The following is a 26,189-nucleotide window of genomic DNA, read 5'->3' on the forward strand; positions in this document are numbered from 1 at the left end:
GCCGGCGCCGAGAATCCCCGGGTCGGTCATCAAGTTGACCCCTGCCAACCGTTATATCATCTTGGATATAACGAACCCGAGGACTCGCGAGGATGCGTACCTGTCGTTTCGTTCTACCCCTGTCTGCCCTGCTGCTGCCGCTGGCCGCCACCGCGGCCGACACCGCCTCGCCGCCACCGGTATTCACCCTGGGCACAATCGACGTGCATGCCGAACGCGGCACCTCGCCCACCGTGGCCGAACGCAGCCTCGACGCCGAGCGCATACAGCAGCTGGACCGCAACACGGTCGGTGATGCGGTCAGCGTGCTGCCGGGCGTCAGCCTGGCGCGAAACTCGCGCAACGAGGACATGGTCTACCTGCGCGGCTTCGATGCCCGCCAGGTGCCGGTGTTCCTCGACGGCATTCCGCTCTACGTGCCCTACGACGGCTACGTGGATTTCGGCCGCTTCACCACCTTCGACCTGGCCGAGATCCAGGTCGCCAGCGGCGCGGCCTCGCTGCTGTACGGGCCGAACATCCTGGGCGGTGCGATCAACCTGGTCAGCCGCCGTCCCGAGCGCCCGCTGGAAGGTGATGTGCGCCTGGGCATCGCCGACGGTGGCGAGCGCAAGGCGGCGGTCAATCTTGGCGGCCGCCGCGGCGACTGGTACTTCCAGCTGGGCGCATCGGTCCTGAAGGCCGATGACTTCCCGCTGCCGAAGGGCTTCGTCGATTACAAGCGGGTGCCCACCGACACCGGCAAGGACCGCCGCAACGCGTCGCGCGACGACCGTCGCCTGTCGTTCAAGCTCGGCTATACCCCACGCGAGGGCGACGAGTATGCGATCGGCTACGCGCGCCAGGATGGCGAGAAGGACAACCCGGTCTACACCGGCACCGCGCGCAGCGGCATCCGCTACTGGCGCTGGCCGTGGTGGGACAAGGACAGCCTGTACTTCATCGGCAACACCCGCCTGGGCGAGCACACCACGCTGCGCACCCGCGTCTACCGCGATACCTATGGCAATGGCCTGGACGCCTATACCGACGGCACCTACCAGGTAGCGATGGACAACAGCAGTTTCCCCAGCATCTACGATGACCGCACCGTGGGCGGCTCGGTGACCCTGGCCACGACGGCGCTGCCGCGCCAGGAACTGCAGTTCGCGATCCACTACAAGGAAGACCAGCACAGCGAACGCAACCCGCACTCGCCGACCAAGGACTTCCGTGATGTCACCACCTCGGTGGCGATCGAGGACCGCATCGCACTGACCGATACCTCGCACCTGCGCGTGGGTATCGGCCATGACCGGCGCGACGCCAAGCGCGTGTACTTCTGGCCGACCGGCAGCACCGATGCCACCAATGCGGTAGTGGAATACGTGCAGCAGCTGGCACCGGACCAGCAGTGGTACGCCAGCGCCGCGCGGCGCACGCGCTTCCCGACCATCAAGGACCGCTACTCGGCGCGCATGGGCGCGGCCCTGCCCAACCCGGACCTGAAGCCCGAGCACGCCACCCACTTCGAAGTGGGCCTGCGTGGCCGCTGGTGGGAAGGCGGCCAACTGCAGGCGTCCCTGTTCCAGAGCCGCATCGATGACCTGATCCAGAACGCGGTCGTGGCGTCGCGCGAGTGCGGCGGCAGCACCTGCAACCAGGCGCAGAACATCGGCAAGGCCCGCCACCAGGGTGTGGAACTGGGCCTGCGCCAGCGCATCGGCGACGACTGGGACCTGCAGGCCAGCTACACCTGGCTGCGCCGCACCAACCTGCAGGACCGCAACGTGGCCCTGCTCGACAGCCCACGCCAGCGGCTGTTCATGGCGGTGGGCTGGCAGCTGCTGCCGCAGTGGAAGCTGCAGGCCACGCTGGAAGCCGAACAGGGCCGCAAGGTCAGCTACGCCGACGCGGCGCGACCGGTACGCGCGTTGCCCGGCTACGGCATCACCGGCCTGAAGGCCAGCTGGAGCCCGCGCGAGGCCTGGGATTTCGACCTCGGCGTGCGCAACATCGGTGACAGATGGTACGAACTGGCCGACGGCTACCCGATGCCGGGGCGTACCTGGTTCGCCAATGCCAACTGGAGGTTCTGAGCATGACCGCGTCCTCGACACCGCGCATCGCGGCGATCGTGCATGACCACAGCGGCGAGCCCGATGGACTGCTGGCCGCCTTCGCCGCGCGCCAGCTGGCCGCCGGACATCGCGTGCGCGGGCTGGTGCACCTGCCGCACGAGCCCGCGGCCAACGGCGGCAAGCGGATGGCGCTGATGGACGTGGCCGATCCCGCTTCACGCTACCCGATCAGCCAGGCGCTGGGCCCGGCGTCCTGTGGCTGCAACCTCGACCCGGGTGGCATCGCCGATGCCAGCGTGGTGCTGCGCCGGGCGCTGCAGGACCGTGCGGAGCTGGCCATCGCCAACCGCTTCGGCACGCTGGAATCTGAAGGTGGCGGCATGGCCGATGAGCTGCTGGCGCTGATGCTGGCGGGCATTCCGCTGCTGACCGCGGTGAAGCTGCCCTACCTCGACGCGTGGCGGCAGTTCACCGGCGGCATGGCCATCGAGCTGCCCGCCGAGGACGCGGCCGTGCAGGCCTGGTGGGATGCCTGCCGCAAAGCACCCGAGGCGGCCGCATGAGGCGGCGCGCCCTGCTGCAGGCGTTCGCGCTCGCGCCCTTGCTGATCGCCAGTGCCGAGCTGCTGGCGATGCCGGCACAGCGTGTGCTGCGGCTGGGCGCACCCAAGGCCACGCCCAGGCGCGTGTTCGCGGCCGGTCCACCGGCCGCGGTGCTGCTGGCCGCGGTGGCGCCCGAGCGCCTGCTGGGCTGGCCGATGAAGGTCTCGCCCGACGCGCTGGCGCAGCTGCCGGCGGTCGTACGCGCATTGCCGGTGGTCGGCCGCCTGGCCGGGCGCGGCAGTACGGTCAGCCTCGAGCGCCTGCTTGCGATGCAGCCGGACCTGGTGCTGGATGCCGGTGACTTCGATGCCAACTACCGCGACTCGGCCGAGCGGGTCTGGAAGCAGACCGCGATTCCCTTCGAGCTGATTGCCGGGCGCCTGCCTGATCATCCAGCGCAGCTGCGCCACCTCGGCAGGTTGCTTGGCGTGGCCGCACGCGGCGAAGCCTTGGCGCAGGCCGCCGAGGCGCAGCTGGCGTTGGTCCGCGAGGTGTTGGCGATGCGGCCGGAGGCGGCGCGGCCCAGCGTGTACTACGGGCGCGGCAGCGATGGCCTGGAAAGCGGCCTGGCCGGCTCGATCAATACCGAAGTGATCGAGTTCTGTGGCGGGCGCAATGTGGCGGCCAGTGCCGGTGCCGGCGGCCTGGCCCGCGTTTCGTTCGAACAACTGCTGGCCTGGGACCCGGACGTGATCCTGACCCAGGATGCCGGCTTCGCCGCACGGGCAGCACAGGATCCGCGCTGGCGCGCCCTGCGCGCTGTGCGCGATCGCCGCCTGCACTGCGCGCCGGTATTGCCGTTCGGATGGCTGGATGGCCCGCCCGGCATCAATCGCCTGCCCGGCCTGCCCTGGCTGTTGTCCAGGCTGCATCCCGGCGCGACGCCCGCACTGGCACCTGCCGCCCTGCGCGACCGCATCAGCGCGCTGCATCAGCTGCTGTGGGGCCAGCCATTGCCCGCCGCGCTTGCGCGCAGCCTGCAGGCGAACGCCTGAGCATGCGCATGCTTCCACGTTGGGCCTGGCATGCCGGTGGCTGGAGCCTGCTGCTGGCGATGCTGCTGCTGGCGTTCTCGGTCGGCCAGTTCCCGGTGCAACCGGCGGCGCTGCTGCACGCCATCGGCTGGCAGCTGTTCGGCATGGGTGATCCCCCCGCGCCTGCGGTGCAGGCGGCGCTCTGGCACATCCGCCTGCCGCGCGTGCTGGCCGCCGTATTGATCGGCGCGGTGCTGTCCGCCGCTGGCGCGGCGTACCAGGCCATGTTCCGCAATCCGCTGGTGTCGCCGGACATCCTCGGCGTCTCCGCGGGCGCGGGTCTTGGCGCGTCGCTGGGCCTGTTCCTCGGCCTGCCGATGCTGCTGGTGCAGGGCATCGCCTTTGCCGGCGGCCTGGGTGCGGTCGGCCTGGTCTGCCTGGTGGCGGCGCTGGTGCGGCGGCACGATCCGGTATTGGTGTTGGTGCTGGCCGGTGTTGCAGTGTCGGCGCTGCTTGGTGCCGGTATCTCGCTGCTGAAACTGCTGGCCGATCCGTACACGCAGTTGCCGTCGATCACCTTCTGGCTGCTGGGCGGATTGAACGCGGTGGTCATTGATGACCTGAAAGTCACCGCACCGCTGCTGCTGATCGGGCTGTTGCCGCTGGTGCTGCTGCGCTGGCGGGTGAACCTGCTCGGCCTCGGCGACGAGGAGGCCAGCGCGCTGGGCGTAGCGGTCACGCCGCTGCGCTGGACACTGATCGCCGCGGCCACGCTGTGCACGGCGGCAGCGGTGTCGCTGGCCGGCATCATCGGCTGGGTGGGGCTGGTGGTTCCGCACATCGCGCGATTGCTGGTCGGCGCCGACTTCCGTCGGTTGTTGCCGGCCAGCCTGCTGCTCGGCGCCAGCTTCCTGCTTGCGGCCGATACGCTGGCGCGCACGCTGGCGCCAATCGAACTGCCGCTCGGCATCCTCACCGCGTTTGTCGGCGTGCCCTGCTTCCTGTTGGTACTGGCGCGCAGCGAGCGTCGGCCATGAGCGGCAACGCGCCGTTGCTGGAAGCGCGAGGACTGGTCATTGGCCATGCCGGCGTGGCACTGGGTGCGCCGTTCGCGTTGTCGGTACACCCCGGTGAGGTGCTGTGCCTGCTTGGCCCGAACGGTTGTGGCAAGACCACCCTGTTCCGCACCCTGCTCGGCCTGCTGCCCGCTGTGCGCGGCGAGGTGGAGCTGCAGGGAACGCCGCTGCGCGCGCATGACCGCGCCGCCATCGCTCGCCGCATCGGCTATGTGCCGCAGGCCTCACCCATGCCTTTCGCCTGGCGCGTGCGCGAGGTGGTGGCCATGGGGCGTGCCGCGCACCTGGGCCTGCTGGCCGCCCCCGGGCGTGCCGATGAAGCCATTGCCGAGCAGTGCCTGCGCGAACTGGGGCTGCATGCGCTCGCCGAACGCACGGTGACCACGCTCAGTGGCGGCGAGCGTCAGCTGGTGCTGATCGCGCGTGCGCTGGCCCAACAGGCGCAGTTGCTTGTGATGGACGAGCCCACCGCCAGCCTCGACTTCGGTAACCAGCTGCGCATCCTCGATACCGTGCGTCGCCTGGCCGACCGCGGTATCGGCGTGCTGCTGTCCACCCATCAACCGCAGCACGCGCTGCAGGTGGCCGACCGCATCGCACTGATGGCGGCGGGCAGCCTGCAGGCGCTGGGCCCTGCGCAGGAGATCGCCACCCCCGAACGCCTCGCCACCCTGTATGGCGTCGATGCGGCACGCGTCGCTGCCGCCCTGTCCGCTTCTGGATCTTCCCCATGAGTACACCGCTACCCACCCCGATCGACCACGCCGCGCGCTATCGCCAGCACCTGCTGGCCTGTGCTTTCCAGGCCAAGCCGGCCAGTGCCTGGGATGCGCGCGCCGCGCAGACCAGCTGGAAGCGCCGCCATGATGACTACAGCGACGCCTTCCTGGCCCGGCTTGATCTGGGTGGTGTGGCCACGGTGTTGGATGTCGGCTGCGGGCCCGGCCTGCTGAGCCTGCCCATCGCTGCACAGGTGCAGCACGTGCATGCCCTGGACTACAGCAGCGGCATGCTCGACGGCCTGCGCGCCGCGATCGCGCGCGACGGCGTCTCCAATATCACCCCGTGGCCGCTGTCGTGGACCGATGACTGGCACGCCGTGCCGCGCTGCGACCTTGCCATTGCCTCGCGCTCACTGATGGTGCCGGACCTTGAGGCAGCGCTGCGCAGGCTGGACGCGCACGCCCGCCAGCGCGCCTGCATCACCTTCGCCACCGGCCCGCGTGCCGGCGTGCCCGAGCTGGCCGAGCTGCTCGGCCGCGACTGGGTGCCGATGCCCGATCACCGCTACCCGATCAACATGCTGCTGGACATGGGCCGCTCGCCGCAGGTGGATTACCTGCCCGAATCGGTGCGCGACGTCGCCCAGGATGCCGACGGCCTGGTGCGCCAGGCCGTGGAGCTGTTCGGTGCGCTGGATGCGGATGAGGAGGCGCGCGTGCGCGCATGGCATGCACGCTCACCGCAGCATCGTTTCGGCATGGCACCGACACGGCGCTGGGCGTTCATCCAGTGGGAGACGAACGGATGACCCGGTAGCGCCGGGCGCTGGCCGGCTGCTACGGATTTCATGGTTGCCGGCCAGCGGCCGGCACTACCATCAGAGGCAACCAACCATCGCCAGTGCGCCCATCACGCGTCACTCGCCGACGATGCGGCCGTCCACCACACGGGCCACCTGCTGGCCGAACACGGCCACGTCCTGCGGGTCATGGCTGATCAGCAGCAACGGGATGCCGGTCTTGTCCAGCACCGTTTCCAGTTCCTGGCGCAGGTGCTGGCGCAGGTCGTGGTCCAGCGCGGAAAACGGTTCGTCCAGCAGCAACGCCTGCGGCTGGGTCACCAGGGCACGCGCCAGGGCGGTGCGCTGGCGCTGGCCGCCGGATATCTGCGACGGCAGCAGATCGCCCACCGTGTCGATGCGGAAAGCGTGCAGCCACTGCTCCACCGGCTCGAAGCGCTGGCTGCTGCGTGGATTCAACCAGCCCTTCTGCAGCCCGAAGGCCACGTTCTGGCGCACGCTCAGGTGCGGGAACAGCGCGTAGTCCTGGAACACATAGCCCAGCCGGCGACGCTGCGGCGGCAGATCCATGCCGGTGGCCGCATCGAACAGGGTCTGCCCCTGCACGCGCACATGGCCCTGGCCGGGCCGCAGCAGCCCGGCCACCGCCTTCAATGTCAGGCTCTTGCCCGCGCCCGAGGGCCCGAACAGCACCACCTGCCGCTGCGTGCACTGCAGCGACACGTCCAACACGAAATCCTGTCCGGCCGCCTGCAGGCGCCGTTGCACCCGCAGGTCAAGCCACATCACGCAGCTCCCGGCGGCGCCCGCCGACCAGCCGTGCGGCCAGCAGCAGGATCACGATGCAGACCACCGAGGTCAGGATCACCAGCGCGTTGGCCTTGCCATCCTGCCCGGCCTGTACCGCTTCGTAGATGGCGATCGACAGCGTCTGCGTGCGGCCCGGAATGCTGCCGGCCACCATCAGCGTCGCGCCGAACTCGCCCATCGCGCGCGCGAAGGCCAGCAGCAGGCCGGCAAGGATGCCTCGCCAGGCCAACGGCAGCGTGACCCGGAAGAACACCGCCGCTTCGGACACGCCGAGCGTGCGCGCGGCCTGCTCCAGCTGCCCGTCCACGCCCTCGAACGCCGCGCGGGCCGGCTTGAACACCAGCGGCAACGAGGCCACCGCCGCCGCGATCACCGCGGCCTGCCAGGTGAATACCAGGTTGATGCCGAACCACGACTGCAACCATGCGCCGATCGGGCCGTTGCGGCCGATCAGTACCAGCAGGTAATAGCCGAGCACCGTCGGTGGCAGCACCATCGGCAGGGTCAGCAGTGAATCCAGCAGCTCACGGCCAGGAAAGCGCCGCCGCGCCAGCAGCGCGCCCAGCGCCACGCCCAGCACCAGGTTGATCGCGGTGGCCCAACCGGCCACCTTCAGCGACAACCCCAGTGCGCTCCAGTCGAGATCCATGCCTCAGGGCTTGCCGAACCCGTGTTTGGCCAGGATCGCCTGGCCCTGTGCCGAACGCACGAACGCCGTGAAGCGCTTGGCCTCGACCGGCTGCGCGCTGGCCTTGGTCACCGCCAGCGGATAGGCGATGCGCCCCGACACCGGCACCGCGAAGGCCCGGCGCACCCGGTCAGGCATCGCCTGCGCATCGGTGGCGTAGACGAAGCCGGCGTCCACTTCACCACGCGCCACGTAATCCAGCGACTGGCGCACGTTCTGCGTGGTGATGGTCTTGCCCTGCACCGACGGCCACAGCCCAGCCTTCTCCAGCGCGCCCTTGGCATAGCGGCCGACCGGCACGCTGTCCGGGTTGCCCAGCGCAATGCGCTGCACGCTGGCGCCGGCCAGGTCCTTCAAGCTGCGCGGCGCGGCCGTGGCCTGCGGCGGCACCACCACCCACAGCGCGTTCACCGCGAACACCTCGCGGGTGCCGGCCGCCAGCAGGTCCTGCTGCTGGGCCTGGTCCATGGTGGTTTCATCTGCGGAGGCGAACACGTCCACCGGCGCGCCGCGGCTGATCTGCTGCAGCAGCACGCCCGAGGCAGCGAAGTTGAAATCGACCTTGGTTCCCGGGTGTGCCTTCTCGTAAGCGGCGCCCAGCTCCCGGAAGCTCTCGGTCAGGCTCGATGCCGCCGACACCGTCAGGTCGGCCGCCCAGGCCGGCATCGTGGCCAGCAGTCCCAGCAACAACAGTCCCGCTCGTTTCATGGTCGGCTCCCGGCCAGGTTCAGTTCGGATCGGATTCGTCAGCCACCGCCAGCGCCGCCAGGCGCTCGGGCTGCAACAGCAGGATCTCGCGCTGCTTCACCGCGATGATCCCATCATCGCTCAGGCGGCGCAGCACGCGGCTGGCGGTTTCCGGCGCCATCCGCAGGTAGTTGGCGATCTCGGTCCGCGCCATGGTCAGGTTGAAGCGCGTGGCCGAGAAGCCGCGCCGTGCATAACGTTCGGACATGTCCAGCAGGAACGCGGCCATGCGCTCCTCGGTGCGGTGGTTGGCCGCCAGCGTGGCGACCTTGCCGATCTCCGCACTGAGCAGGCTGAACAGCTTGGCCTGCAGCCCCGGCATGCGCGTGGCCAGCAGGCTCAACTTGGGGAACGAGATGCGGCACAGGTGCACGGTATCCAGCGCGACCGCATTGCAGGGGAAGCGCGAACCATGGATCGCGTTCAGGCCGATCACCTCACCTGGCAGGCTAAAGCCCAGCACCTGCTCATTGCCCTGGCTGTCATCGACGAAGGTCTTGACCATGCCCGCGCGCACCGCCGCGATCGAATCGAACGATTCGCCGGCACGGAAGATGTAGTCACCGGCATGGAACGGACCGACATGGTCGACCAGCACATGCAGGTCACCCAGCGCGGTCTTGTCATACCCCTGCGACATGCAGGCATCGGAGAACGCACAGGTGCTGCAGAAATGCAGTGCGTCGCCGTCGTCGGCAGCGGCGGGATTCGGTGTCGCCTGGCGAAGGCGGCCATGCGAGGGCGGATTCGGAGACATCGAGGCAAGACTCAAGCGATGGCGGCCGCCGGCCGGAAGCATGCAGCCATCATACGCCACAGCAGGCGACCTTCTTCGGCCAGGCGCAGCACGCGTGCGTCCCACTGCGCCCAGCCGCGAGCGAGCAATGGCGACAGGGCCGGCAGCTGTGCGGCGAAGCACTCCTCGAACGGTTCATCGTTGCGCCATTCGAAGGCGGCGGCATCGAGCGCGTGGTCGCAGGCAATGCTCTGCGCCACCTCGGCCGCCAGCCGCTCGTCTTCAGACAGGATCAGGCCGGCAGACACGCCGATGTGCCCGGCCTGCAGCCGAGCGCGCCATTGATCCCATTCGTCCTCCAGCCGGTAGAACACCTCGCCGATCTGGCTGCAGGCAGACAGGCCGAGGCCGATGAAATCGCTGCGGTCACGGCGCGGCACGCCCGCCAGGTCGCAGTGGCGCTGGCCATCGCCAGGCCCGTGCGGGTTCGGCAGGTCACCCCGTTGATAGTGATCGCCCCCGATCGCCTCGTAGCCCGCTGCGCGCAGCAGGCGCCAGGCCTGCAGCCAGTTCGCGGCGGACGGATGCTGCGGCAACGCGCACGGTGCCGGCAGCAGCACGCGCTCGGGCGCTTCGGCCAGCACCTCATGCAGGCGTTCGATGAAGCCTGCATCCTCGCAGGCTGGCACCCGCAACTGGTAGTAACGCGCGGTGAAGCCCACCTGCCGTGCCTGCGCCAGCAGGGTCGGCCCCGGCGCGTCGGCCCGGTCGATCACGTTCAGGCGGGTGCACCCCAGCGCACGCAGTTGTGCCGGTGACAACGCGCTGCCTGCATCCAGCCGCACCTCCACCTGGGGTCGTGCCACGGTGCGCAGATGCTGCGGCACCGCGTCCAGCAGCTGGCCCAGCTGCGGCGGTGGCAGCGTTTCGGCCAGCCCCAGCTGCAGGACCATGGCCACCACCTCGCGGTCCTCGGCCAGTGCATCGGCCTGCAACCGCAACGCCAGCAGCAGTGTCTCCAGATAGGCCTGCGGCGGTACCTCGCGTCCGCCGCGGCCGGCCTGGAAACCCAGGGTCAGGCCGCGCGGGATCAGGTGCTCGTTGCTGGCGCGCACCGCGGCGCGCCATCCACTTTCGCCGAAGCCGGTGCTGAACTGGTCAGCCGGCGGGAACAGCACATGCCGGGGTTGCCGCAGCAATGCCGCCTGCAGCGCGGTGTCCTCACTCTGGTCAACGTGGAAGCTCATGGCAGACATCTTCGGGCGTCCCTCCTCGCGTTGCCCTGATTGAAATCAAGCGCGACGCATCCGCGGATTCATGCCGGCCAGCGGCCGGCACTACCCCTTCACACACACGGTCGGGCCGGCCGCTGGCCGGCAACCGCGTTCACCTGCCGCGCGCACGATCGACCGCGGCGGCATCGATGGCTTCAGGCAGGTCGGTCTCGCGGTCGATCTGCGGGAAGTGGCGGCGCTCCATGCGGCGGATGGCGAAATGCATCCAGGCCAGTGCAGCGGCCACCAGCACGAACAGCAGCATGAAGCAGCTGCTCCAGATGCCCAGCGCATCGTTCAGCGCACCGAACACGATCGGCAGGATGAAGCCGCCGAGGCCGCCGATCATGCCGACCACGCCACCGACCGCGCCGACGCGATCCGGGTAGTACACCGGGATGTGCTTGTAGACCGCGGCCTTGCCCAGCGACATGAAGAAGCCCAGCACGAACACCAGCACGGTGAACAGCACCACGCCGATGGCCAGGTGGAAGTGGATCGGGCCGTGGATGCCCTTCACCACGTACTCGGTGTCCGGGTAGGCCAGAAGGAAGGTACAGATGGCCGAGACACCGAAGGTCCAGTACATCACCCGGCGCGCGCCCATCCTGTCCGACATCCAGCCACCGACCACGCGGAACAGGCTGGCCGGGATCGAATAGCACGCCGCCAGCATGCCGGCGGTGCCCACGTCCATGCCATAGGCGCCCACCAGGTAGTGCGGCAGCCACAGTGCCAGTGCCACGAAGCCGCCGAACACGAAGAAGTAGTACAGCGAGAACCGCCACACCTGCAGATTCTTCAGCGGCGCCATCTGTTCGGCGAACGGCACCGGCTTCACGCCTTCGCGGCGGCGCTGTTCCAGCGACGGGTCTTCCTTGCTGAAGAGGAAGAACAACACGGCGGTGACGGCCAGCGCCACCGCCCAGACCTTGGCCACCATGGTCCAGCCGGCGGCCACCATCACCAGCGGCGCCAGCAGCTTGGTCACCGCCGAACCGATGTTGCCGGCACCGAAGATGCCCAGTGCGGTGCCCTGCTTGCTGGCCGGGAAGAACTTCGACACGTAGGCCACGCCGACCGAAAAGTTGCCACCGGCGATGCCCACGCACAGCGCAGCGAACAGGAACTGGGTGTAGGTCTGCGCATAGGTCAGCATCCAGGTGGCCACGGCGCCACACAGCATCACCAGCACCATCACCTTGCGGCCACCGAACTGGTCGGACCAGATGCCAAGGAACACACGGCTGACCGAACCGGTGAGCACCGGGGTGGCGATCAGCAGGCCGAACTCGGTGTCGTTCAGTCCGAGCTGCTGGCTGATCTGGATGCCGATGATCGAGAAGATCATCCACACGGCGAAACACACGGTAAAAGCGAAAGTGCTCAGCCACAGCGCACGCTGCTGCTGCCCGGCACTGGCGGGGGCAAGAGCCTGGTTCATGGGGTCTCCTCGTTCAAGGTGGGTCAGCCGATATCCGCTTCAGCTTCGATCTCTTCCAGCCCGCGCACCGGATAGCGTTCCTGCAGCTGCAACAGGTAGGCCTGCACCTCGCGCTGGCGCACCTGCAGTTCAAGGTAATCACGCAGCTGCGGCAGCACCGCGTCGAACGGCTGCGGCTGGCCTTCCTCGCGGGCATCGACGCAGACCACGTGGTAGCCCCAGCGTGATTCCACCGGGAAGCCAGCCAGGCCTTCGCGCAGGCGGAACACCTGGCGATCAAACTCCGGCGTGGTCTGGCCACGTTGCAGCCAGCCGAGGTCACCGCCCTCGCTGCTGGAGGGGCAGCGCGAATGGCGCAGAGCGAAATCGGCGAACAGGTGCGGCGATTCCTTCAGCAGTCCCACCAGCCGCTCACCCTCGGTGCGTGCGGCAAACCGCCCGGCCACGTCGTCGGCCGGTGCGGCCAGCAGGATATGGCGCAGGCGCACGCGATCGGGCGAGCGGAAGCGCTCCGGGTTCTGCTCGAAGTAACGGCGGCAGTCCTCGTCGGTCGGTACACGGTCCTCGATCGCATCTTCCAGCAGTTGCTGGATCAGCACTTCTTCATCGCTGACCCGGCCACCCTCGGGCGCCTGCAGCCCCAGCCGCTGCGCCTCAAGCCTCAATAACTCGCGCACCACCAGTGCACGCGCCGCCTCGGCGCGCGACTGTTCCGGGCGCATCGCCCGATGGTGCTGCATCTCGCGGGCGATCTCGGCCTCGCTGATGGCGGTCTCGTCCACGAACAGCCGGCACGGTGCCGGCTGACCGAGCGAACGCGGCCCCTGCTCCGCCGCATCGTGGTGATGCGAATGCGCCTCGGCGGGCACCGGTGCGGCGGAGTCGATCACGGTGATCGGCAGGAATTTCGGCAGGCTGCCCATGGCTTACTCCCGCGGCCCGTAGCGCAGCGTGGCCTGGCGCCGGCGCACCACCTGGTAGGGCCGCCACAGGTAGCTGATCGGAATGCTCCACACATGCACCAGGCGGGTGAACGGCGCGATCAGGAACAGGGTCAGGCCCAGGAAGATGTGCATCTTGTAGACCCAGCTGACACCCTCGATGTAGTCGGCGGCCCCGGCACGGAAGGTCACGATGTGCTGGGCCCATTCGGCCAGCTGCACCATCACCCCGCCGTCCAGGTGGCCGGCCGAAATGCGGATGCTGTACAGGCCCAGGCACAGCTGGGCGAACAGCAGCACCAGCACCAGGGTATCGCCGAAACTGCCGGTGGCACGCACACGCGCATTGAACAGGCGGCGCACCAGCAGGATGCTGATGCCGATGAAGCACAGCGCGCCGAACACACCGCCGACCACCATCGCCAGCATCTGCTTCTGCGAGGAGGTGATGAAGTGCTCGTACACCGCATGCGGGGTCAGCAGGCCGACCAGATGGCCACCGAGGATGGCCAGGATGCCGATGTGGAAGCAGTTGCTGCCGATCCGCATGCCCTTGTCCGAGAGCATCTGGCTGGAGCCGGTGCGCCAGGTGTACATGGCCTTGTCATAGCGGGCCCAGCTGCCGATCAGCAGCACCGCCACGGCGATGTACGGGTAGTACTGGAAGGCGAATTGATGCAGGGAGTAACTCATGGCTGGACCTCTCGATGCGAAGGACGGGCCGGCGAACGCACGGGCGGCTTGCAGTCTTCGGCAGGGGCTTCGGCGCCGAAGCGCACCGCCTCTTCCTCCCACAAGCGGTCCATGGCCTCGGCGGTATCGTCGCGGACTTCTTCACTGGCACGCTGGCGCAGCGCCTGCAGATCGGCCTTGCCGTCGCCGGCTTCGACCAGGATCTCGAACAGCACCCGGTGCGGCAGCTCGCGCTCGGCGGCGCGCGCAGCCAGCATTCCGGCGATGTGGCCGATGTGGTGCAGCCACTCGCGGGCCTCGCTGCCGGGCCGATGGGCCAGGAACTCCAGCAGCAGCGGCAGGTAGTCCGGCAGCTCGCGTGCGTCCAGCTCGAAGCCGTTACGGCGGTAGGTCTCGACCAGATCGACCATGGCCTGGCCACGGTCGCGCGATTCGCCATGGATGTGTTCGAACAGCAACAGGCTCATCGAACGGCCACGGTCGAAACTGGCCAGCCAGGCGGCCTGCGCATCCAGCGCATCGGTGCCCAGCAGCTGCTGCACGAAGCTGCGCAGCTGCTGGCGGCGGGCGGCGCTCAGCGCCGGGTCGTCGCAGGCGGCGAGCAGTTCCTCGCCGTGCTGCCACAGTTCCTCACGGGGGTAGTCCAGCAGCACCCCGACCAGCTTGAGCACGCTCATCACACCACCTCCTTGCGACGGTGGTTCGGCCCCTTGTCCACCACGAACGTGCTGGTGCTGCGCTGGCCGAACAGATCGGCCGGGCTGTCACCGTTGCAGCCGTTGCCGAAGGTGAAGCCACAGCCGCCGCGTTCGCCGAAGGCATCGTTGGCATATTCGCGGTGGCCGGTCGGAATCACGAAACGGTCCTCATAGTTGGCGATGGCCAGGTAGCGGTACATCTCTTCCACCTGGGCAATGCTCAACCCGGTCTGCTCCAGCACCGCAGTGTCTTCCACGCCGTCCACGTTCTTGGCCCGGCGCCAGGCACGCATCGCCATCAGCCGCTCCAGCGCGCGCACCACCGGCGCCTCGTCACCGGCGGTCAGCAGGTTGGCCAGGTAGCGCATCGGGATGCGCAGCGAGGCCACGTCCGGCAGTTCGCCGCTCATGCCCACCCGGCCACGCTCGGCCGCCGACTGGATCGGCGACAGCGGCGGCACGTACCAGACCATCGGCAGCGTGCGGTATTCCGGGTGCAGCGGCAGCGCCAGCTTCCAGTCGATGGCCAGCTTGTAGACCGGCGACTGCTTGGCCGCGTCCAGCCAGCTGTCCGGGATGCCCTCCTTGCGCGCGGCAGCGATCACCGCCGGGTCGTTCGGGTCCAGGAAGATGTCCAGGTGGGCCTGGTACAGGTCCTTCTCGGCGGCCACCGAGGCAGCCTCGGCAATGCGGTCGGCGTCGTACAGCATCACGCCCAGGTAGCGGATGCGACCCACGCAGGTCTCCGAGCAAACGGTCGGCTCGCCCATCTCGATGCGCGGGTAGCAGAAGATGCACTTCTCCGACTTGCCGCTCTTCCAGTTGTAATAGATCTTCTTGTACGGGCAGGCCGACACGCACATGCGCCAGCCACGGCACTTGTCCTGGTCGATCAGCACGATGCCGTCTTCCTCGCGCTTGTAGATCGCGCCCGACGGGCACGCCGATACACACGCCGGGTTCAGGCAGTGCTCGCACAGGCGTGGCAGGTACATCATGAAGGTCTTCTCGAAGGCGCCGTAGATTTCCTTCTGCACCTGGTCGAAGTTGTAGTCACGCGAGCGCTTGCTGAACTCCGAACCGAGGATTTCCTCCCAGTTCGGGCCCCACTCGATCTTCTGCATGCGTTCGCCGCTGATCAGCGAGCGTGGCCGCGCGGTGGGCTGGTGCTGGCTGTCCTTGGCGGTGTGCAGGTTCTGGTAGTCGAAGTCGAACGGCTCGTAGTAGTCGTCGATCTGCGGCAGGTCCGGGTTGGCGAAAATCTTGGCCAGCATCCGCCAACGGCCGCCGGCACGCGGTACCAGCTTGCCGGCGCGGGTGCGCACCCAGCCGCCGTTCCACTTGTCCTGGTTCTCCCATTCCTTCGGGTAGCCGATGCCCGGCTTGGTTTCCACGTTGTTGAACCAGGCGTACTCGACGCCCTCGCGCGAGGTCCAGACGTTCTTGCAGGTGATCGAGCAGGTATGGCAGCCGATGCACTTGTCCAGGTTCAGCACCATCGCGATCTGTGCACGGACCTTCATCACACCACCTCCTTGGCGGCGGCCGGCACGGCCTCGCCATCAAGCCAATCGACCTTGTCCATCTTGCGTACGATCACGAACTCGTCGCGGTTGGTGCCGCAGGTACCGTAGTAGTTGAAGCCGTAGGCCAGTTGCGCGTAACCGCCGATCATGTGGGTCGGCTTGAGCACGATGCGGGTCACCGAGTTGTGGATGCCGCCGCGGGTACCGGAAATCTCCGAACCCGGCACATTGATGATGCGTTCCTGGGCGTGGTACATCATCGCCATGCCCGGCATCACGCGCTGGCTGACCACCGCACGCGCGGCGATCGCACCGTTGACGTTGAACAGCTCGATCCAGTCGTTGTCGACGATGCCGGCACTGCGCGCGTCATCCTCGCTCAACCACACGATCGGGCCACCGCGCGACAGCGTCTGCATGATCAGGTTGTCGCTGTAGGTGCTGTGGATGCCCCACTTCTGGTGCGGGGTGATCCAGTTCAGCACGATCTCCTTGTTGCCGTTCGGGCGCTGGTTCAACAGCGGCTCCACCGTGCGCGTATTGACCGGCGGCCGGTAGCCCATGAAGGCTTCGCCGAAGTCGATCATCCACTCGTGGTCCTGGTAGAACTGCTGGCGACCGGTCACCGTGCGCCACGGAATCAGCTCGTGCACGTTGGTATAGCCGGCGTTGTAGCTGACGTTGTCGTCTTCCAGCCCCGACCAGATCGGCGAGGAGATGATCTTGCGCGGCTGCGCCTGGATGTCACGGAAGCGGATCGCCTCGTGCTCCTTGCCCACCGCCAGGTGGGTATGCTCACGGCCGGTGAAGGTACCCAGCGACTCCCAGGCCTTCACTGCCACGTGGCCATTGGTTTCCGGCGCCAGGTGCAGGATCACCTCGGCCGCATCGATCGCGGTCGAAATGGCCGGGCGGCCGTGGCTGACGCCCTCGTCGTGCACGGTGTGGTTGAGCTTGCCGAGGAATTCGACCTCGTGCCTGGTGTCCCAGCTCATGCCCTTGCCGCCGTTGCCCAGCTTGTCCAGCAACGGGCCCAGCGAGGTGAACTTGCGGTACAGGTTCGGGTAGTCGCGCTCCACCACCGTCATCGACGGCATGGTCTGGCCCGGGAGGGCCTCACACTCGCCCTTCTTCCAGTCGGCCACGCCGAACGGCATGCCCAGTTCGTTGGGGGTGTCATGCAGGGTTGGCACCAGCACCAGGTCCTTTTCCACGCCCAGCACACCCGGCGCCATCTCGCTCACGGTGCGGGCGACCTCCTTGAAGATCTCCCAGTCACTGCGCGATTCCCAGGCCGGGTCCACCGCCTTGGACAGCGGATGGATGAACGGATGCATGTCCGAGGTATTGAGGTCGTCCTTCTCGTACCAGGTTGCGGTCGGCAGCACGATGTCCGAGTACAGCGCGGTGGTGCACATGCGGAAGTCGAGCGTGACCAGCAGGTCCAGCTTGCCTTCCGGTGCCTCGTCACGCCACTTCACCTCCTCCGGCTTGATCGCACCCATCTCGCCCAGGTCCTTGCCCTGCAGGCCATGGCGCGTGCCCAGCAGATGCCGCAGCATGTACTCGTGGCCCTTGCCCGACGAACCAAGCAGGTTCGAGCGCCAGATGAACATCATGCGCGGGTGGTTCTGCTGCGCATCCGGGTCGGCGAAGGCGAAGTCCAGCGAACCGTCCTTGAACTTGCCCAGCGCATAGTCGGCCGGGGCCACGCCGGCTGCGTCCGCCTCGCGCACCAGCTGCAGCGGATTGCGGTCCAGCTGCGGCGCGCAGGGCAACCAGCCCATGCGCACGGCGCGCAGGTTCAGATCGGCCAGGCTGCCGCTGTACTTGCTGGCATCGGCCAGCGGCGAGAGCAGCTCGTCCACCTGCAGCTTCTCGTAACGCCACTGCCCGGTGTTGAAGTAGAAGAACGAGGTGCCATTCATGTGCCGCGGCGGGCGGCTCCAGTCCAGGCCGAACGCCAGCGGTTGCCAGCCGGTCTGCGGGCGCAGCTTTTCCTGCCCCACGTAATGCGCCCAGCCGCCACCGGTCTGGCCCACACAGCCGCACATGATCAGCATGTTGATCAGGCCGCGGTAGTTCATGTCGTTGTGGAACCAGTGGTTCATGCCCGCGCCGACGATGATCATCGAACGGCCGTGGGTCTTGTCGGCGGTACGGGCGAACTCGCGGGCGATCTCGATCACTTCCGCACGCGACACGCCGGTGATGCGTTCCTGCCAGGCCGGAGTGCCCGGCACCATGTCGTCGAAGCTGCGCGCGACGTTGCCGCCGCCAAAGCCACGGTCCACGCCGTACTGGGCCAGCAGCAGGTCGTAGACCGTGGCCACCAGAGTTTCGCCGCCGTCGGCCAGGGCCAGGCGACGCACCGGGATGTTCCGGTCGAGCACGTCATCGGCCGGCGCCGCGGTCCAGCCGTCGGTCTCGATGCCACCGAAGTATGGGAAGCTGACCGCTTCGATGCCTTCATGGCCCTCGGCCAGGCTCAGCTGCAGGCGCGTATCGGCGCCGTTGCTGGCCTTCTCCTCGATGTTCCACTTGCCCTTCTCGCCCCAGCGGAAGCCGATCGAGCCGTTCGGCACCACGATCTGGCCACTGGTTTCGTCATAGGCCAGGGTCTTCCAGTCGGGGTTGTTGGCTTCGCCCAGCCCGCCCAGTTCACTGGCGCGCAGGAAGCGGCCCGGCACCAGCCGGCCATCGTCGCGACGCTCCAGGCGCACCAGCATCGGCATGTCCGAGTACTGGCGGCAGTAGTCCTGGAAGTACTGCGAAGGCGAATCGACGTGGAACTCGCGCAGGATCACGTGGCCGAAGGCGAAGGCCAGCGCCGCGTCGGTACCCTGCTTGGGGTGCAGCCAGTGGTCGGTCAGCTTGGCCAGCTCGGAATAGTCCGGGCAGATCGCCACCGTCTTGGTGCCGTTGTAGCGCGCCTCGGTGAAGAAATGCGCGTCGGGCGTGCGCGTCTGCGGCACGTTCGAGCCCCAGGCGATGATGTAGCGGCTGTTGTACCAGTCCGCGGATTCGGGCACGTCGGTCTGCTCGCCCCAGATCTGCGGCGAGGCCGGCGGCAGGTCGCAGTACCAGTCGTAGAAGGACAGGCAGGCGCCGCCCAGCAACGACAGGTAGCGTGCGCCGGCCGCGTAGGACACCATCGACATCGCCGGAATCGGCGAGAAGCCGACCACGCGGTCCGGGCCGTACTGCTTCACCGTGTACAGGTTGGAGGCCGCAATGATCTCGTTGGCCTCTTCCCACTGCAGCCGCACGAAGCCGCCCATGCCGCGGCGGCTCTTGTACGAACGCGCCTTTTCCTTGTCCTCGACAATGCTGGCCCAGGCATCAACCGGCGCCTTGCTCTTGCGTGCTTCGCGCCACAGGCGCAGCAGCGTGCCGCGGATCAGCGGGTACTTCAGGCGGTTGGCGCTGTACAGGTACCAGGAATAGCTGGCGCCACGCGGGCAGCCACGCGGTTCATGGTTGGGCAGGTCCGGCCGCGTGCGCGGGTAATCGGTCTGCTGGGTTTCCCAGGTGACCAGGCCGTTCTTGACGTAGATCTTCCAGCTGCACGAGCCGGTGCAGTTCACGCCGTGGGTGGAGCGCACGACCTTGTCGTACTGCCAGCGGGCGCGGTAACTGTTTTCCCAGTCGCGGCCCTCGCTCTTGGCAAATCCATGGCCATCGGCAAAAGACTGGGGGTCACGCTTGAAGAACTGCAAGCGATCAAGGAAATAACTCATCGGGGGTCTCCCTTTGCGGACATCTGCAACGTGGCTGTGGTGTTCATTGGCTGCGGTGCGTTTTCATGTTGTCAGCAGGGTGTCTCGGCACCGCGCCGGTAGTACCACCACCAGGTCACGGCCAGGCAGGTGATGTAGAAAACAACGAATCCGTACAGCGCCATGTCGGGGCTGCCGGTCAAGGTGATGGACGAGCCGTAGCTCTTGGGGATGAAGAAGCCGCCATAGGCGCCGATCGCACCGGAGAAGCCGACCACCGCGGCCGACTCGATGCTGGCCTGGTGCGCGGCCGCCGCCTTGCCTTCGGCGCTGTCGTTGGCCGACCAGCGCTCGTGCAGGGTGCGGAAGATCACCGGGATCATGCGGAAGGTGGTGCCGTTGCCGATGCCACTGAGCACGAACAGCGCCATGAAGCTGAGCAGGAAGCCATGGAAGTTGCCGCCCTGGCCGTGGCTGGGCAGGAAGTGCAGCACCCCGAACACGGCGGCGATCATCAGCGCGAACACCCAGAAGGTCAGGCGTGCGCCGCCCCAGCGGTCGGCCAGGCTGCCGCCCACCGAGCGCATCAACGCGCCCAGCAGCGGGCCGATGAAGGCGTAGGCCAGCGGATTCACGTCCGGGAACTGGCTCTTCACCAGCATCGGGAAGCCGGCCGAGAAGCCGATGTAGGAACCGAAGGTGCCGATGTACAGCCAGCACATCAGCCAGTTGTGCTTGCGGCGGAAGATCACCGCCTGCTCGGAGAACGAGGAACGCGCACTGGTCAGGTCATTCATGCCGAACCAGGCCGCAACCGCACAGATCGCAATCGCCGGCACCCAGATGAAACCTGCGTTCTGCACGAACAGCGACGCCCCGCCCTCCACCGTGGGCTGCGGCGCACCACCCAGCGCACCGAACACGCCCACGGTGATCACCAGCGGAATCACCGCCTGCGCCACCGACACGCCCACATTGCCCAGGCCGGCATTCAGGCCCAGCGCCAGGCCCTGCTTCTGCTTGGGGTAGAAGAAGGAAATATTGGACATCGACGACGAGAAGTTCGCACCGCCAAATCCGCACAGGATGGCGATGACCACGAACACCCAGTACGGGGTGGCCGGGTCCTGCACCGCAAAGCCCAGCCAGATCGTCGGCGCCAGCAGCGAGGCGGTGGACAGCGCGGTCCAGCGGCGGCCACCGAAGATCGGAATCACGAACGAATAGAAGATGCGCAGGGTCGCGCCGGACAGGCTGGGCAGTGCCACCAGCCAGAACAGCTGGTCAGTGCTGAAATTGAAGCCGATCTTCGGCAGGCTGATCGACACCGCCGAGAACAGCACCCAGACCGAGAAGGCCAGCAGCAGCGAGGGAATCGAGATGACCAGGTTGCGGGTAGCGACCCGCTTGCCGGTGCGCTCCCAGTAGCCGGGGTCTTCCGGCGTCCAGTCGCTGATGACGCGACCCGGACGGGAGGTGCTGCGGACAACAGGATCGCTACCGACGGTCATACATGGCTCCAAGGCTGTGGAATGACGTGGGTACTGCGTTTCAAGTTGTAACCCGTCGTCATGCAGCCATTAGGCCGTGCAGCACGGACGACGGGGTTGATCTGGATCAATCAGGAACGGGTTTCCACCCTGCCCCTGACAAATGTCAAACCGATGAAGCCGTGCTGCGCCGGGTTACCCCGCGCTGGCGCACGCTGTCACGTACATCCACATCGAACTGCAGCTGAAGCTGGCTGCCATCTTCCAGGGCGATGTCGAATGGCAGGCCATCCCGGCACGGCAGCCGGTCAGCCAATGCCTCAACTGCCGAGCGCGGCAGCACCAGGCGGCAGAAGGTGCCGCCGTCCAGCAGCACGGGCTGCTCACCGGCATGCAGCGAGACCGCCATGCCCCAGCCTTCGATGCCGCCAAAGCGGGTCATGTTCTCGACCGATTCACCGGCCAGCAGGCGCGCCAGCTCGGCCTCGTCCAGGCGAAGCCGTACCGACTGGTCCTGCAACTGCACTTTCATGACGCAACATCCTCCCATTGTTCGGGGGTATTGCAGTTGACCAGTCCGGCCTCGTCAACCGGGGCCAGGGCGACGGTGTTCACGCCCAGGCGGCGCTGCAGCGCCTGCAGCGAGCGCGGGCCGTCGGGGTCATCCAGCATCGATGCCAGCGCGGCCCGGCAAGCATCGTCCATATTCAGCAGCATGGGCAGGGGGTGGCCCGCAAAGATCGTACACGGACTGCGATGGCCGTCACGCAATTGATGTAACAGGCGCGGGGGCAACAGCGGCGTATCCACCGGCACCACCCAGGCCGGGCCATCGGGCATGCGCATGGCCACACCATGGAGCCCGCCCAACGGGCCACAGCGCGCCACCTGGTCGGGGATGCCGCCGAAAGCCGGATAGTTGCCGCTCACCCAGACCCGCTGGGCACCGGCCTGCAACAACAGGCCACGCATGTGCTCCAGCAGCGTGCGCCCCTGCCAGGGCAGCAGCGCCTTGTCGCGGCCCATGCGGCTGGACAGCCCGCCGGCCAGCACGATGCCGTCAATGCGGGTGGTCGTGCGCGTGGTCATGGGCGTGCGCGGACTCGCTGTCCGCATGGCAGAGGCTGCACCCCTCGCTCCATTCGCTGTCGCCGTCCTCGTAATGCTCCTGCTTCCAGATCGGGCACTGGTGCTTGACCGCTTCGATCAGCTGCCGGCAGGCACGGAAGGCCTCGTCACGGTGCGGGCTGCCGGCAGCCACCACCACCGCCACATCGCCGATACCCAGGCGGCCCCTGGCATGGGCCACGTACAGCTTCAGTTTCGGCCCGAACGCCGCCTCCACTTCCGCGGCCAGGCGCTTGAACTCGTTCAGCACCAGCGGCTCGAACAGGTCGTAGGTGATTCCGGTCACCGGCCGGCCGATATTGACGTCGCGCACCTTGCCGATGAACACATCGATGCCGCCAAAACCTGGATCGGATACCGCAGCGATGCCCTCGGCCGGATCGATCGCCGCCTGCGCGCGGTCCACCACCTTCGCGATGATCTTCTCGCTCATGGCTCAGCCCCCGCTTACCGGCGGCAGGATCGCCACCCGGCCATCGTCGGGCAGTGCCTCGTGGTCGCGCAGCACGCGTTGCTGGTCGGCGAATGCCGAGTAATCCAGCAGGCCGGCGCGGAAGCCCGGCCAACGCACCGGCAACAGTTCGCGCAGCGCCTGGCGCAGGTCGGCCACGGTGCCACCGGCCACGTCGACCGCGATTTCGCGGCTGGCATCCAGATCGGAAAAGGCACCGAACAACTGCAGATTCACCTGTTTCATCATCACTCCTGGCTCACCAGCTGCACCGGTTCGTGGTGACCCCAGCCCTGCACGCGCACGTAGGTGCCAGCGTTGGCCAGGTCTCCCTCGGCCTCCAGCACCACCCAGGCATTGGCCTGCAGCATCGACATCAAACGGAACGATTCCTGCCCGGACAGCACGCGCGCACTCAGGCGCCCCTGCCCGTCCATTTCCACCCGCGCACGCGCGTGGAAGCGCAGGCCCGGCGGCTTGCGCACGTCGGCCTGCAGCGGCAGCTGCAACACGGTTTCCGGCGCCAGCCCCAGCAGACGGCGCAGCACCGGCTCCACGAAGAAGCGCTGGCCGACGGCGGCCGAAACCGGGTTGCCGGGCAGGCCGAAGTACAGCGCACCATTGGGCAGCACCGCAAACAGCAGCGGTTTGCCCGGGCGGATCGCCACCTTGTGGAACACGATGCGCGCACCGCGGCCACGCAGCGCATCGGGAACGAAATCGTAGCGGCCGGCCGACACCGCGCCGGTACTGATCAGCAGCTGCGCACCTGCAGCAAGCGCTTGGTCCAGCACCGCGTTGAACGCGGCCACGTCATCGCCCACCGTGCCCTGCCAGACCACCTCGGCGCCGGCCGCCTGCAGGCGACCCACCAGGTACGGCCGGTTGCTGTCACGGATCTGGCCCGATTCCAGCGTCTGCACGGCCTCGGTCACCAGCTCCTTGCCGGTGGCGATCACAGCGGCCTTCGGTCGTGCCATCACCGCCACTTCGCCCACGCCGATGGCGTGCAGCAGGGTGCGGGCGTTGATATCCAGCACCTGCCCGGCCTGCAGCACACGCTCGCCGTCGCTCACGTCCTGCCCGCGCAGGCGCACGTGCTGGCCCGGCTTCACTGGCGCCTTGAGGGCGATGCGGGTCGGGCGGCCGTCCTCGCTGGCGAGGATCTCCACATTCTCGACCGGCACCACGGTATCCAGTCCAGACGGCATGCGCGCGCCGGTCATGATTTCCCAGGCGCCCTCGCCGCCCTCGGCACCGGCATCGCCGGCGGCCTGCCAGCCCTGCACCGCGAATTCGGTACCGCTATCGAACGCAGCACCGTTGGCACGCAGCGCAAAGCCATCCATCGCCGAGTTGTCGAACGGCGGCAACGACTGCGCGCTGTGGATATCGCTGGCCAGGGTGCGCCCGCCGGCCTCATGCAGCGGCAGGCGCTCGGCCGGCAGCGGCGTGGCCGCATCCAGCAGGTGCTGCAGAGCTTCGCTATAGGCAATCATCAGTGGCCACCGCCGTCGATCATCGCCAAGGCGTGGCCCAGCACCGGCGCCAGAATATCGAGGCACTGCGCTGATGCCTTCGGGCTGCCCGGCAGCGCGAACACCAGCATGCCGCCCAGCTGCACCACCTCGGCGCGGCTCAGCCACGCCATCGGCGTGTGCTGCGCGCTCAGCGCCCGCACCATCTGCGCCAGGCCGTGCACCGGCCGCGCGTTCAAGGAACGCAGCGCCTCCGGGGTCAGGTCACTCGGGCCCAGGCCGGTACCACCGGTGCACAGGCACAGGCGCACACCGTCGGCGGCCAGCACCTGCAGCCGGCCGGCCAACGGCTCGATGCCATCGGGCAGCACCTCGGCCGCCACAACCTCACCGCCCAGCTTTTTCACGCCGGTCACCAGGGTCGGGCCAGAGATATCTTCATAGGTGCCCTCGCTGGCACGGTCGCTCAGCGTGATCACCGCGCAGGTCGCGCCCTCCAGACCCTTCGGCGCACGCGGCTTGAAGCGCGCGCGCTCGGCCTCGTCCATGCCATCGGGGTGCAGCCACACACCGCGCTTGCCGCCTTCCTTGAACAGCAGGCGGATGCCTTCGATGCGCAGCGCCGGTTCCACCGGCTTGCTCAGGTCGTACAGGGTCAGCAGCGCCGCGTTGACGCCGGCCAGCGCCTCCATCTCCACGCCGGTGCGCGCCTCGCTGGCGCACTCGCACCACACGCGGATCGCCTGCCGTTCCGGTACCGGCGCGCAGAACACCTGCACCAGCTCCAGCGGCAGCGGGTGGCACAGCGGCATCAGCATCGAGGCCATCTTGGCGCCCTGCAGGCCGGCAATCTCGGCCATCACCAGCGCATCGCCCTTGGGCAGGCGGCGCTCGACAATCAGCGGATAGGCCACCGGGCCGGCATGCAGTTCGCCCACCGCCACCGCACGGCGGCGGGTGATGCGCTTGTCGCGGACATCGGCCATATGGAAGGCCGCATTCAATTCCCCACTCATCGTGTTGCTCATCCTCCGATGGAGGCCAGGTGCGGGGTCAGCCCGGTCTGGCCCTGGTGCAGGCCATGCCCGGCCGCTTTAAGGCCAAGCTGGGTGGTGATGCGCGCCAGCAGCGCGTCATGGTCATCGTCGCTCTGCAGCAGCGGCCGCAGCGGCACGCCGAACTCGCCGAACAGGCACAGCCGCAGGTCGCCCTTGGCGGTCACCCGCAGGCGGTTGCAGCCCTTGCAGAAGTCACGCGAATACGGCGCGATGATGCCGATGCTGCCGCGATGGCCGGGGTGGCCGAACTCGCGCGCCGGACCGGCATCGGCGGCCCGCGGGCGCTCGTGCCAGCCAGCGGCCAGCAGCTGCTCGATCACCACGTCGGCACGCAGGTGGTGGCGCTGGAAATAGGCTTCGTTGTCGCCGGTGCGCATCAATTCGATGAAGCGCACGCTGAAGGGGCGGTCGCGCAGGTAGTCCATCCACTGCGGCAGCTCGTCGTCGTTCAGGCCGCGCAGCAGCACCGCATTGAGCTTGATCGCCGGCAGGCCCAGTGCCTGCGCCAGGGCCAGGCCCTGCTCGATCTCCGGCAGGCGGTCGTGCCCGGTAATGGCCTTGAAGCGCTCGCGCTGCAGGCTGTCCATGCTTACGTTCAGCGCGGTCAGCCCCGCCCGGTGCCAGCCAGGCAGGCGCCGCGGCAGCAGTGTGCCGTTGGTGGTGATGGCCACCTTGCGGATACCCGGCACCGCCGCCACGGTGGCGATGATTTCATCCAGGTCCTTGCGCAGGCTGGGTTCGCCGCCGGTCAGGCGGATCTTGCTCATGCCCAGCGCGGCGAACGCGCGCACCAGCCGCGCGATTTCATCCACCTGCAGGAAGCGCGGGCGGCCATCGGCCTGGTAGCCATCGGGCAGGCAGTAGCTGCAACGGAAGTTGCAGGCTTCGGTCAACGACAGGCGCAGGTACGGAAAGCTGCGTCCGAAACCGTCGGTGAGTTGGCTCATGGCTGGTCCACCTTGTTGCTCCACCGTCTTGCCTGTGCCCGGAACGGCCCGGAAACCCTCGTCTGCTGGAACGATTGCCAGAGTACGCGGCCATCAGTTCCATGGGCATGACTTAAATCAATCGTCT

Annotated in this window: 25 protein-coding genes; 6 read left to right on the forward strand and 19 right to left on the reverse strand. The window is 67.8% G+C overall.

The features are described 5' to 3' along the window. Positions 1 to 92: 92 nt before the first annotated feature. The 6 genes from N440_RS09250 to N440_RS09275 are packed head-to-tail and all read left to right on the forward strand — an operon-like array spanning position 93 to position 6,243. Positions 93 to 2,078, forward strand: coding sequence for a TonB-dependent receptor (locus tag N440_RS09250; protein ID WP_133934857.1), 1,986 nt, complete (start codon positions 93 to 95; stop codon positions 2,076 to 2,078). Positions 2,079 to 2,080: 2 nt separating this feature from the next. After that, positions 2,081 to 2,623, forward strand: a complete 543-nt coding sequence (locus N440_RS09255; protein ID WP_166671550.1) for a DUF2478 domain-containing protein — start codon at positions 2,081 to 2,083, stop codon at positions 2,621 to 2,623. Then, the gene (locus N440_RS09260) at positions 2,620 to 3,657 is read left to right on the forward strand and encodes an ABC transporter substrate-binding protein (RefSeq protein WP_133934859.1); all 1,038 of its coding nucleotides are present in this window, start codon (positions 2,620 to 2,622) and stop codon (positions 3,655 to 3,657) included. Before N440_RS09255 ends, N440_RS09260 begins: the two co-directional genes overlap by 4 nt. A gap of 8 nt (positions 3,658 to 3,665) precedes the next feature. After that, entirely contained in the window at positions 3,666 to 4,673 is a 1,008-nt protein-coding gene (locus tag N440_RS09265; RefSeq protein WP_243831319.1) for an iron ABC transporter permease, read from the forward strand. Then, complete coding sequence (locus N440_RS09270) at positions 4,670 to 5,446, forward strand: ABC transporter ATP-binding protein (RefSeq protein WP_133934861.1); 777 nt, start codon at positions 4,670 to 4,672, stop codon at positions 5,444 to 5,446. Before N440_RS09265 ends, N440_RS09270 begins: the two co-directional genes overlap by 4 nt. After that, entirely contained in the window at positions 5,443 to 6,243 is an 801-nt protein-coding gene (locus N440_RS09275) for a class I SAM-dependent methyltransferase (RefSeq protein ID WP_133934862.1), read from the forward strand. Before N440_RS09270 ends, N440_RS09275 begins: the two co-directional genes overlap by 4 nt. 108 nt (positions 6,244 to 6,351) lie before the next feature. On the opposite strand, the gene N440_RS09280 is transcribed toward N440_RS09275, so the two are convergent. The 19 genes from N440_RS09280 to moaA form a co-directional block, all read right to left on the reverse strand. Further along, positions 6,352 to 7,020: an ATP-binding cassette domain-containing protein gene (locus N440_RS09280; RefSeq protein WP_133934863.1), complete on the reverse strand. Its 669-nt coding sequence runs from the start codon at positions 7,018 to 7,020 to the stop codon at positions 6,352 to 6,354. Then, a complete protein-coding gene (gene modB / locus N440_RS09285) occupies positions 7,010 to 7,693 on the reverse strand; it encodes a molybdate ABC transporter permease subunit (RefSeq protein WP_006449309.1) in 684 nt (227 codons plus the stop codon). Before modB ends, N440_RS09280 begins: the two co-directional genes overlap by 11 nt. A 3-nt stretch (positions 7,694 to 7,696) precedes the next feature. Beyond that, positions 7,697 to 8,440 carry a molybdate ABC transporter substrate-binding protein gene (gene modA / locus N440_RS09290; RefSeq protein WP_133934864.1) on the reverse strand — a complete coding sequence of 248 codons (744 nt, stop codon included), beginning with the start codon at positions 8,438 to 8,440 and terminating at the stop codon, positions 7,697 to 7,699. Positions 8,441 to 8,459: 19 nt separating this feature from the next. Next, entirely contained in the window at positions 8,460 to 9,236 is a 777-nt protein-coding gene (locus N440_RS09295) for a helix-turn-helix domain-containing protein (RefSeq protein WP_008265167.1), read from the reverse strand. Between the two features lie 11 nt (positions 9,237 to 9,247). Further along, positions 9,248 to 10,462, reverse strand: a complete 1,215-nt coding sequence (locus tag N440_RS09300) for a coproporphyrinogen III oxidase (protein ID WP_133934865.1) — start codon at positions 10,460 to 10,462, stop codon at positions 9,248 to 9,250. Positions 10,463 to 10,601: 139 nt separating this feature from the next. Further along, entirely contained in the window at positions 10,602 to 11,933 is a 1,332-nt protein-coding gene (locus N440_RS09305; protein ID WP_133934866.1) for a nitrate/nitrite transporter, read from the reverse strand. Between the two features lie 23 nt (positions 11,934 to 11,956). After that, positions 11,957 to 12,856: a peptidylprolyl isomerase gene (locus tag N440_RS09310; RefSeq protein ID WP_133934867.1), complete on the reverse strand. Its 900-nt coding sequence runs from the start codon at positions 12,854 to 12,856 to the stop codon at positions 11,957 to 11,959. A 3-nt stretch (positions 12,857 to 12,859) separates the two neighbouring features. Further along, entirely contained in the window at positions 12,860 to 13,567 is a 708-nt protein-coding gene (gene narI / locus N440_RS09315; protein WP_006449390.1) for a respiratory nitrate reductase subunit gamma, read from the reverse strand. Then, complete coding sequence (gene narJ, locus N440_RS09320) at positions 13,564 to 14,244, reverse strand: nitrate reductase molybdenum cofactor assembly chaperone (protein ID WP_049457435.1); 681 nt, start codon at positions 14,242 to 14,244, stop codon at positions 13,564 to 13,566. Before narJ ends, narI begins: the two co-directional genes overlap by 4 nt. Continuing rightward, on the reverse strand, positions 14,244 to 15,788 hold the full coding sequence (gene narH, locus N440_RS09325; RefSeq protein WP_008268109.1) for a nitrate reductase subunit beta: 1,545 nt from the start codon (positions 15,786 to 15,788) through the stop codon (positions 14,244 to 14,246). The genes narJ and narH overlap by 1 nt, the downstream gene beginning before the upstream one ends. Next, positions 15,788 to 19,531, reverse strand: a complete 3,744-nt coding sequence (locus N440_RS09330) for a nitrate reductase subunit alpha (protein ID WP_133934868.1) — start codon at positions 19,529 to 19,531, stop codon at positions 15,788 to 15,790. The genes narH and N440_RS09330 overlap by 1 nt, the downstream gene beginning before the upstream one ends. 71 nt (positions 19,532 to 19,602) lie before the next feature. Continuing rightward, on the reverse strand, positions 19,603 to 21,021 hold the full coding sequence (locus tag N440_RS09335) for a NarK family nitrate/nitrite MFS transporter (protein ID WP_008267010.1): 1,419 nt from the start codon (positions 21,019 to 21,021) through the stop codon (positions 19,603 to 19,605). A 145-nt stretch (positions 21,022 to 21,166) separates the two neighbouring features. After that, entirely contained in the window at positions 21,167 to 21,532 is a 366-nt protein-coding gene (locus tag N440_RS09340) for a hypothetical protein (protein ID WP_133934869.1), read from the reverse strand. Further along, a complete protein-coding gene (locus tag N440_RS09345; RefSeq protein WP_133934870.1) occupies positions 21,529 to 22,089 on the reverse strand; it encodes a molybdenum cofactor guanylyltransferase in 561 nt (186 codons plus the stop codon). The genes N440_RS09340 and N440_RS09345 overlap by 4 nt, the downstream gene beginning before the upstream one ends. Beyond that, positions 22,061 to 22,561 carry a molybdenum cofactor biosynthesis protein MoaE gene (locus N440_RS09350; RefSeq protein ID WP_133934871.1) on the reverse strand — a complete coding sequence of 167 codons (501 nt, stop codon included), beginning with the start codon at positions 22,559 to 22,561 and terminating at the stop codon, positions 22,061 to 22,063. Before N440_RS09350 ends, N440_RS09345 begins: the two co-directional genes overlap by 29 nt. 3 nt (positions 22,562 to 22,564) lie before the next feature. After that, positions 22,565 to 22,825 carry a MoaD/ThiS family protein gene (locus N440_RS09355; protein ID WP_017354494.1) on the reverse strand — a complete coding sequence of 87 codons (261 nt, stop codon included), beginning with the start codon at positions 22,823 to 22,825 and terminating at the stop codon, positions 22,565 to 22,567. Between the two features lie 2 nt (positions 22,826 to 22,827). Beyond that, positions 22,828 to 24,078, reverse strand: a complete 1,251-nt coding sequence (gene glp, locus N440_RS09360; RefSeq protein WP_133934872.1) for a gephyrin-like molybdotransferase Glp — start codon at positions 24,076 to 24,078, stop codon at positions 22,828 to 22,830. Further along, a complete protein-coding gene (gene moaCB, locus N440_RS09365; RefSeq protein WP_133934873.1) occupies positions 24,078 to 25,073 on the reverse strand; it encodes a bifunctional molybdenum cofactor biosynthesis protein MoaC/MoaB in 996 nt (331 codons plus the stop codon). The genes glp and moaCB overlap by 1 nt, the downstream gene beginning before the upstream one ends. 8 nt (positions 25,074 to 25,081) lie before the next feature. Continuing rightward, positions 25,082 to 26,062, reverse strand: a complete 981-nt coding sequence (moaA, locus tag N440_RS09370) for a GTP 3',8-cyclase MoaA (protein ID WP_133934874.1) — start codon at positions 26,060 to 26,062, stop codon at positions 25,082 to 25,084. Between the last annotated feature and the right edge of the window lie 127 nt (positions 26,063 to 26,189).

Origin of the sequence: Stenotrophomonas sp. CC22-02, assembly GCF_004365115.1 — a bacterium.
Taxonomy (GTDB): domain Bacteria; phylum Pseudomonadota; class Gammaproteobacteria; order Xanthomonadales; family Xanthomonadaceae; genus Stenotrophomonas; species Stenotrophomonas forensis.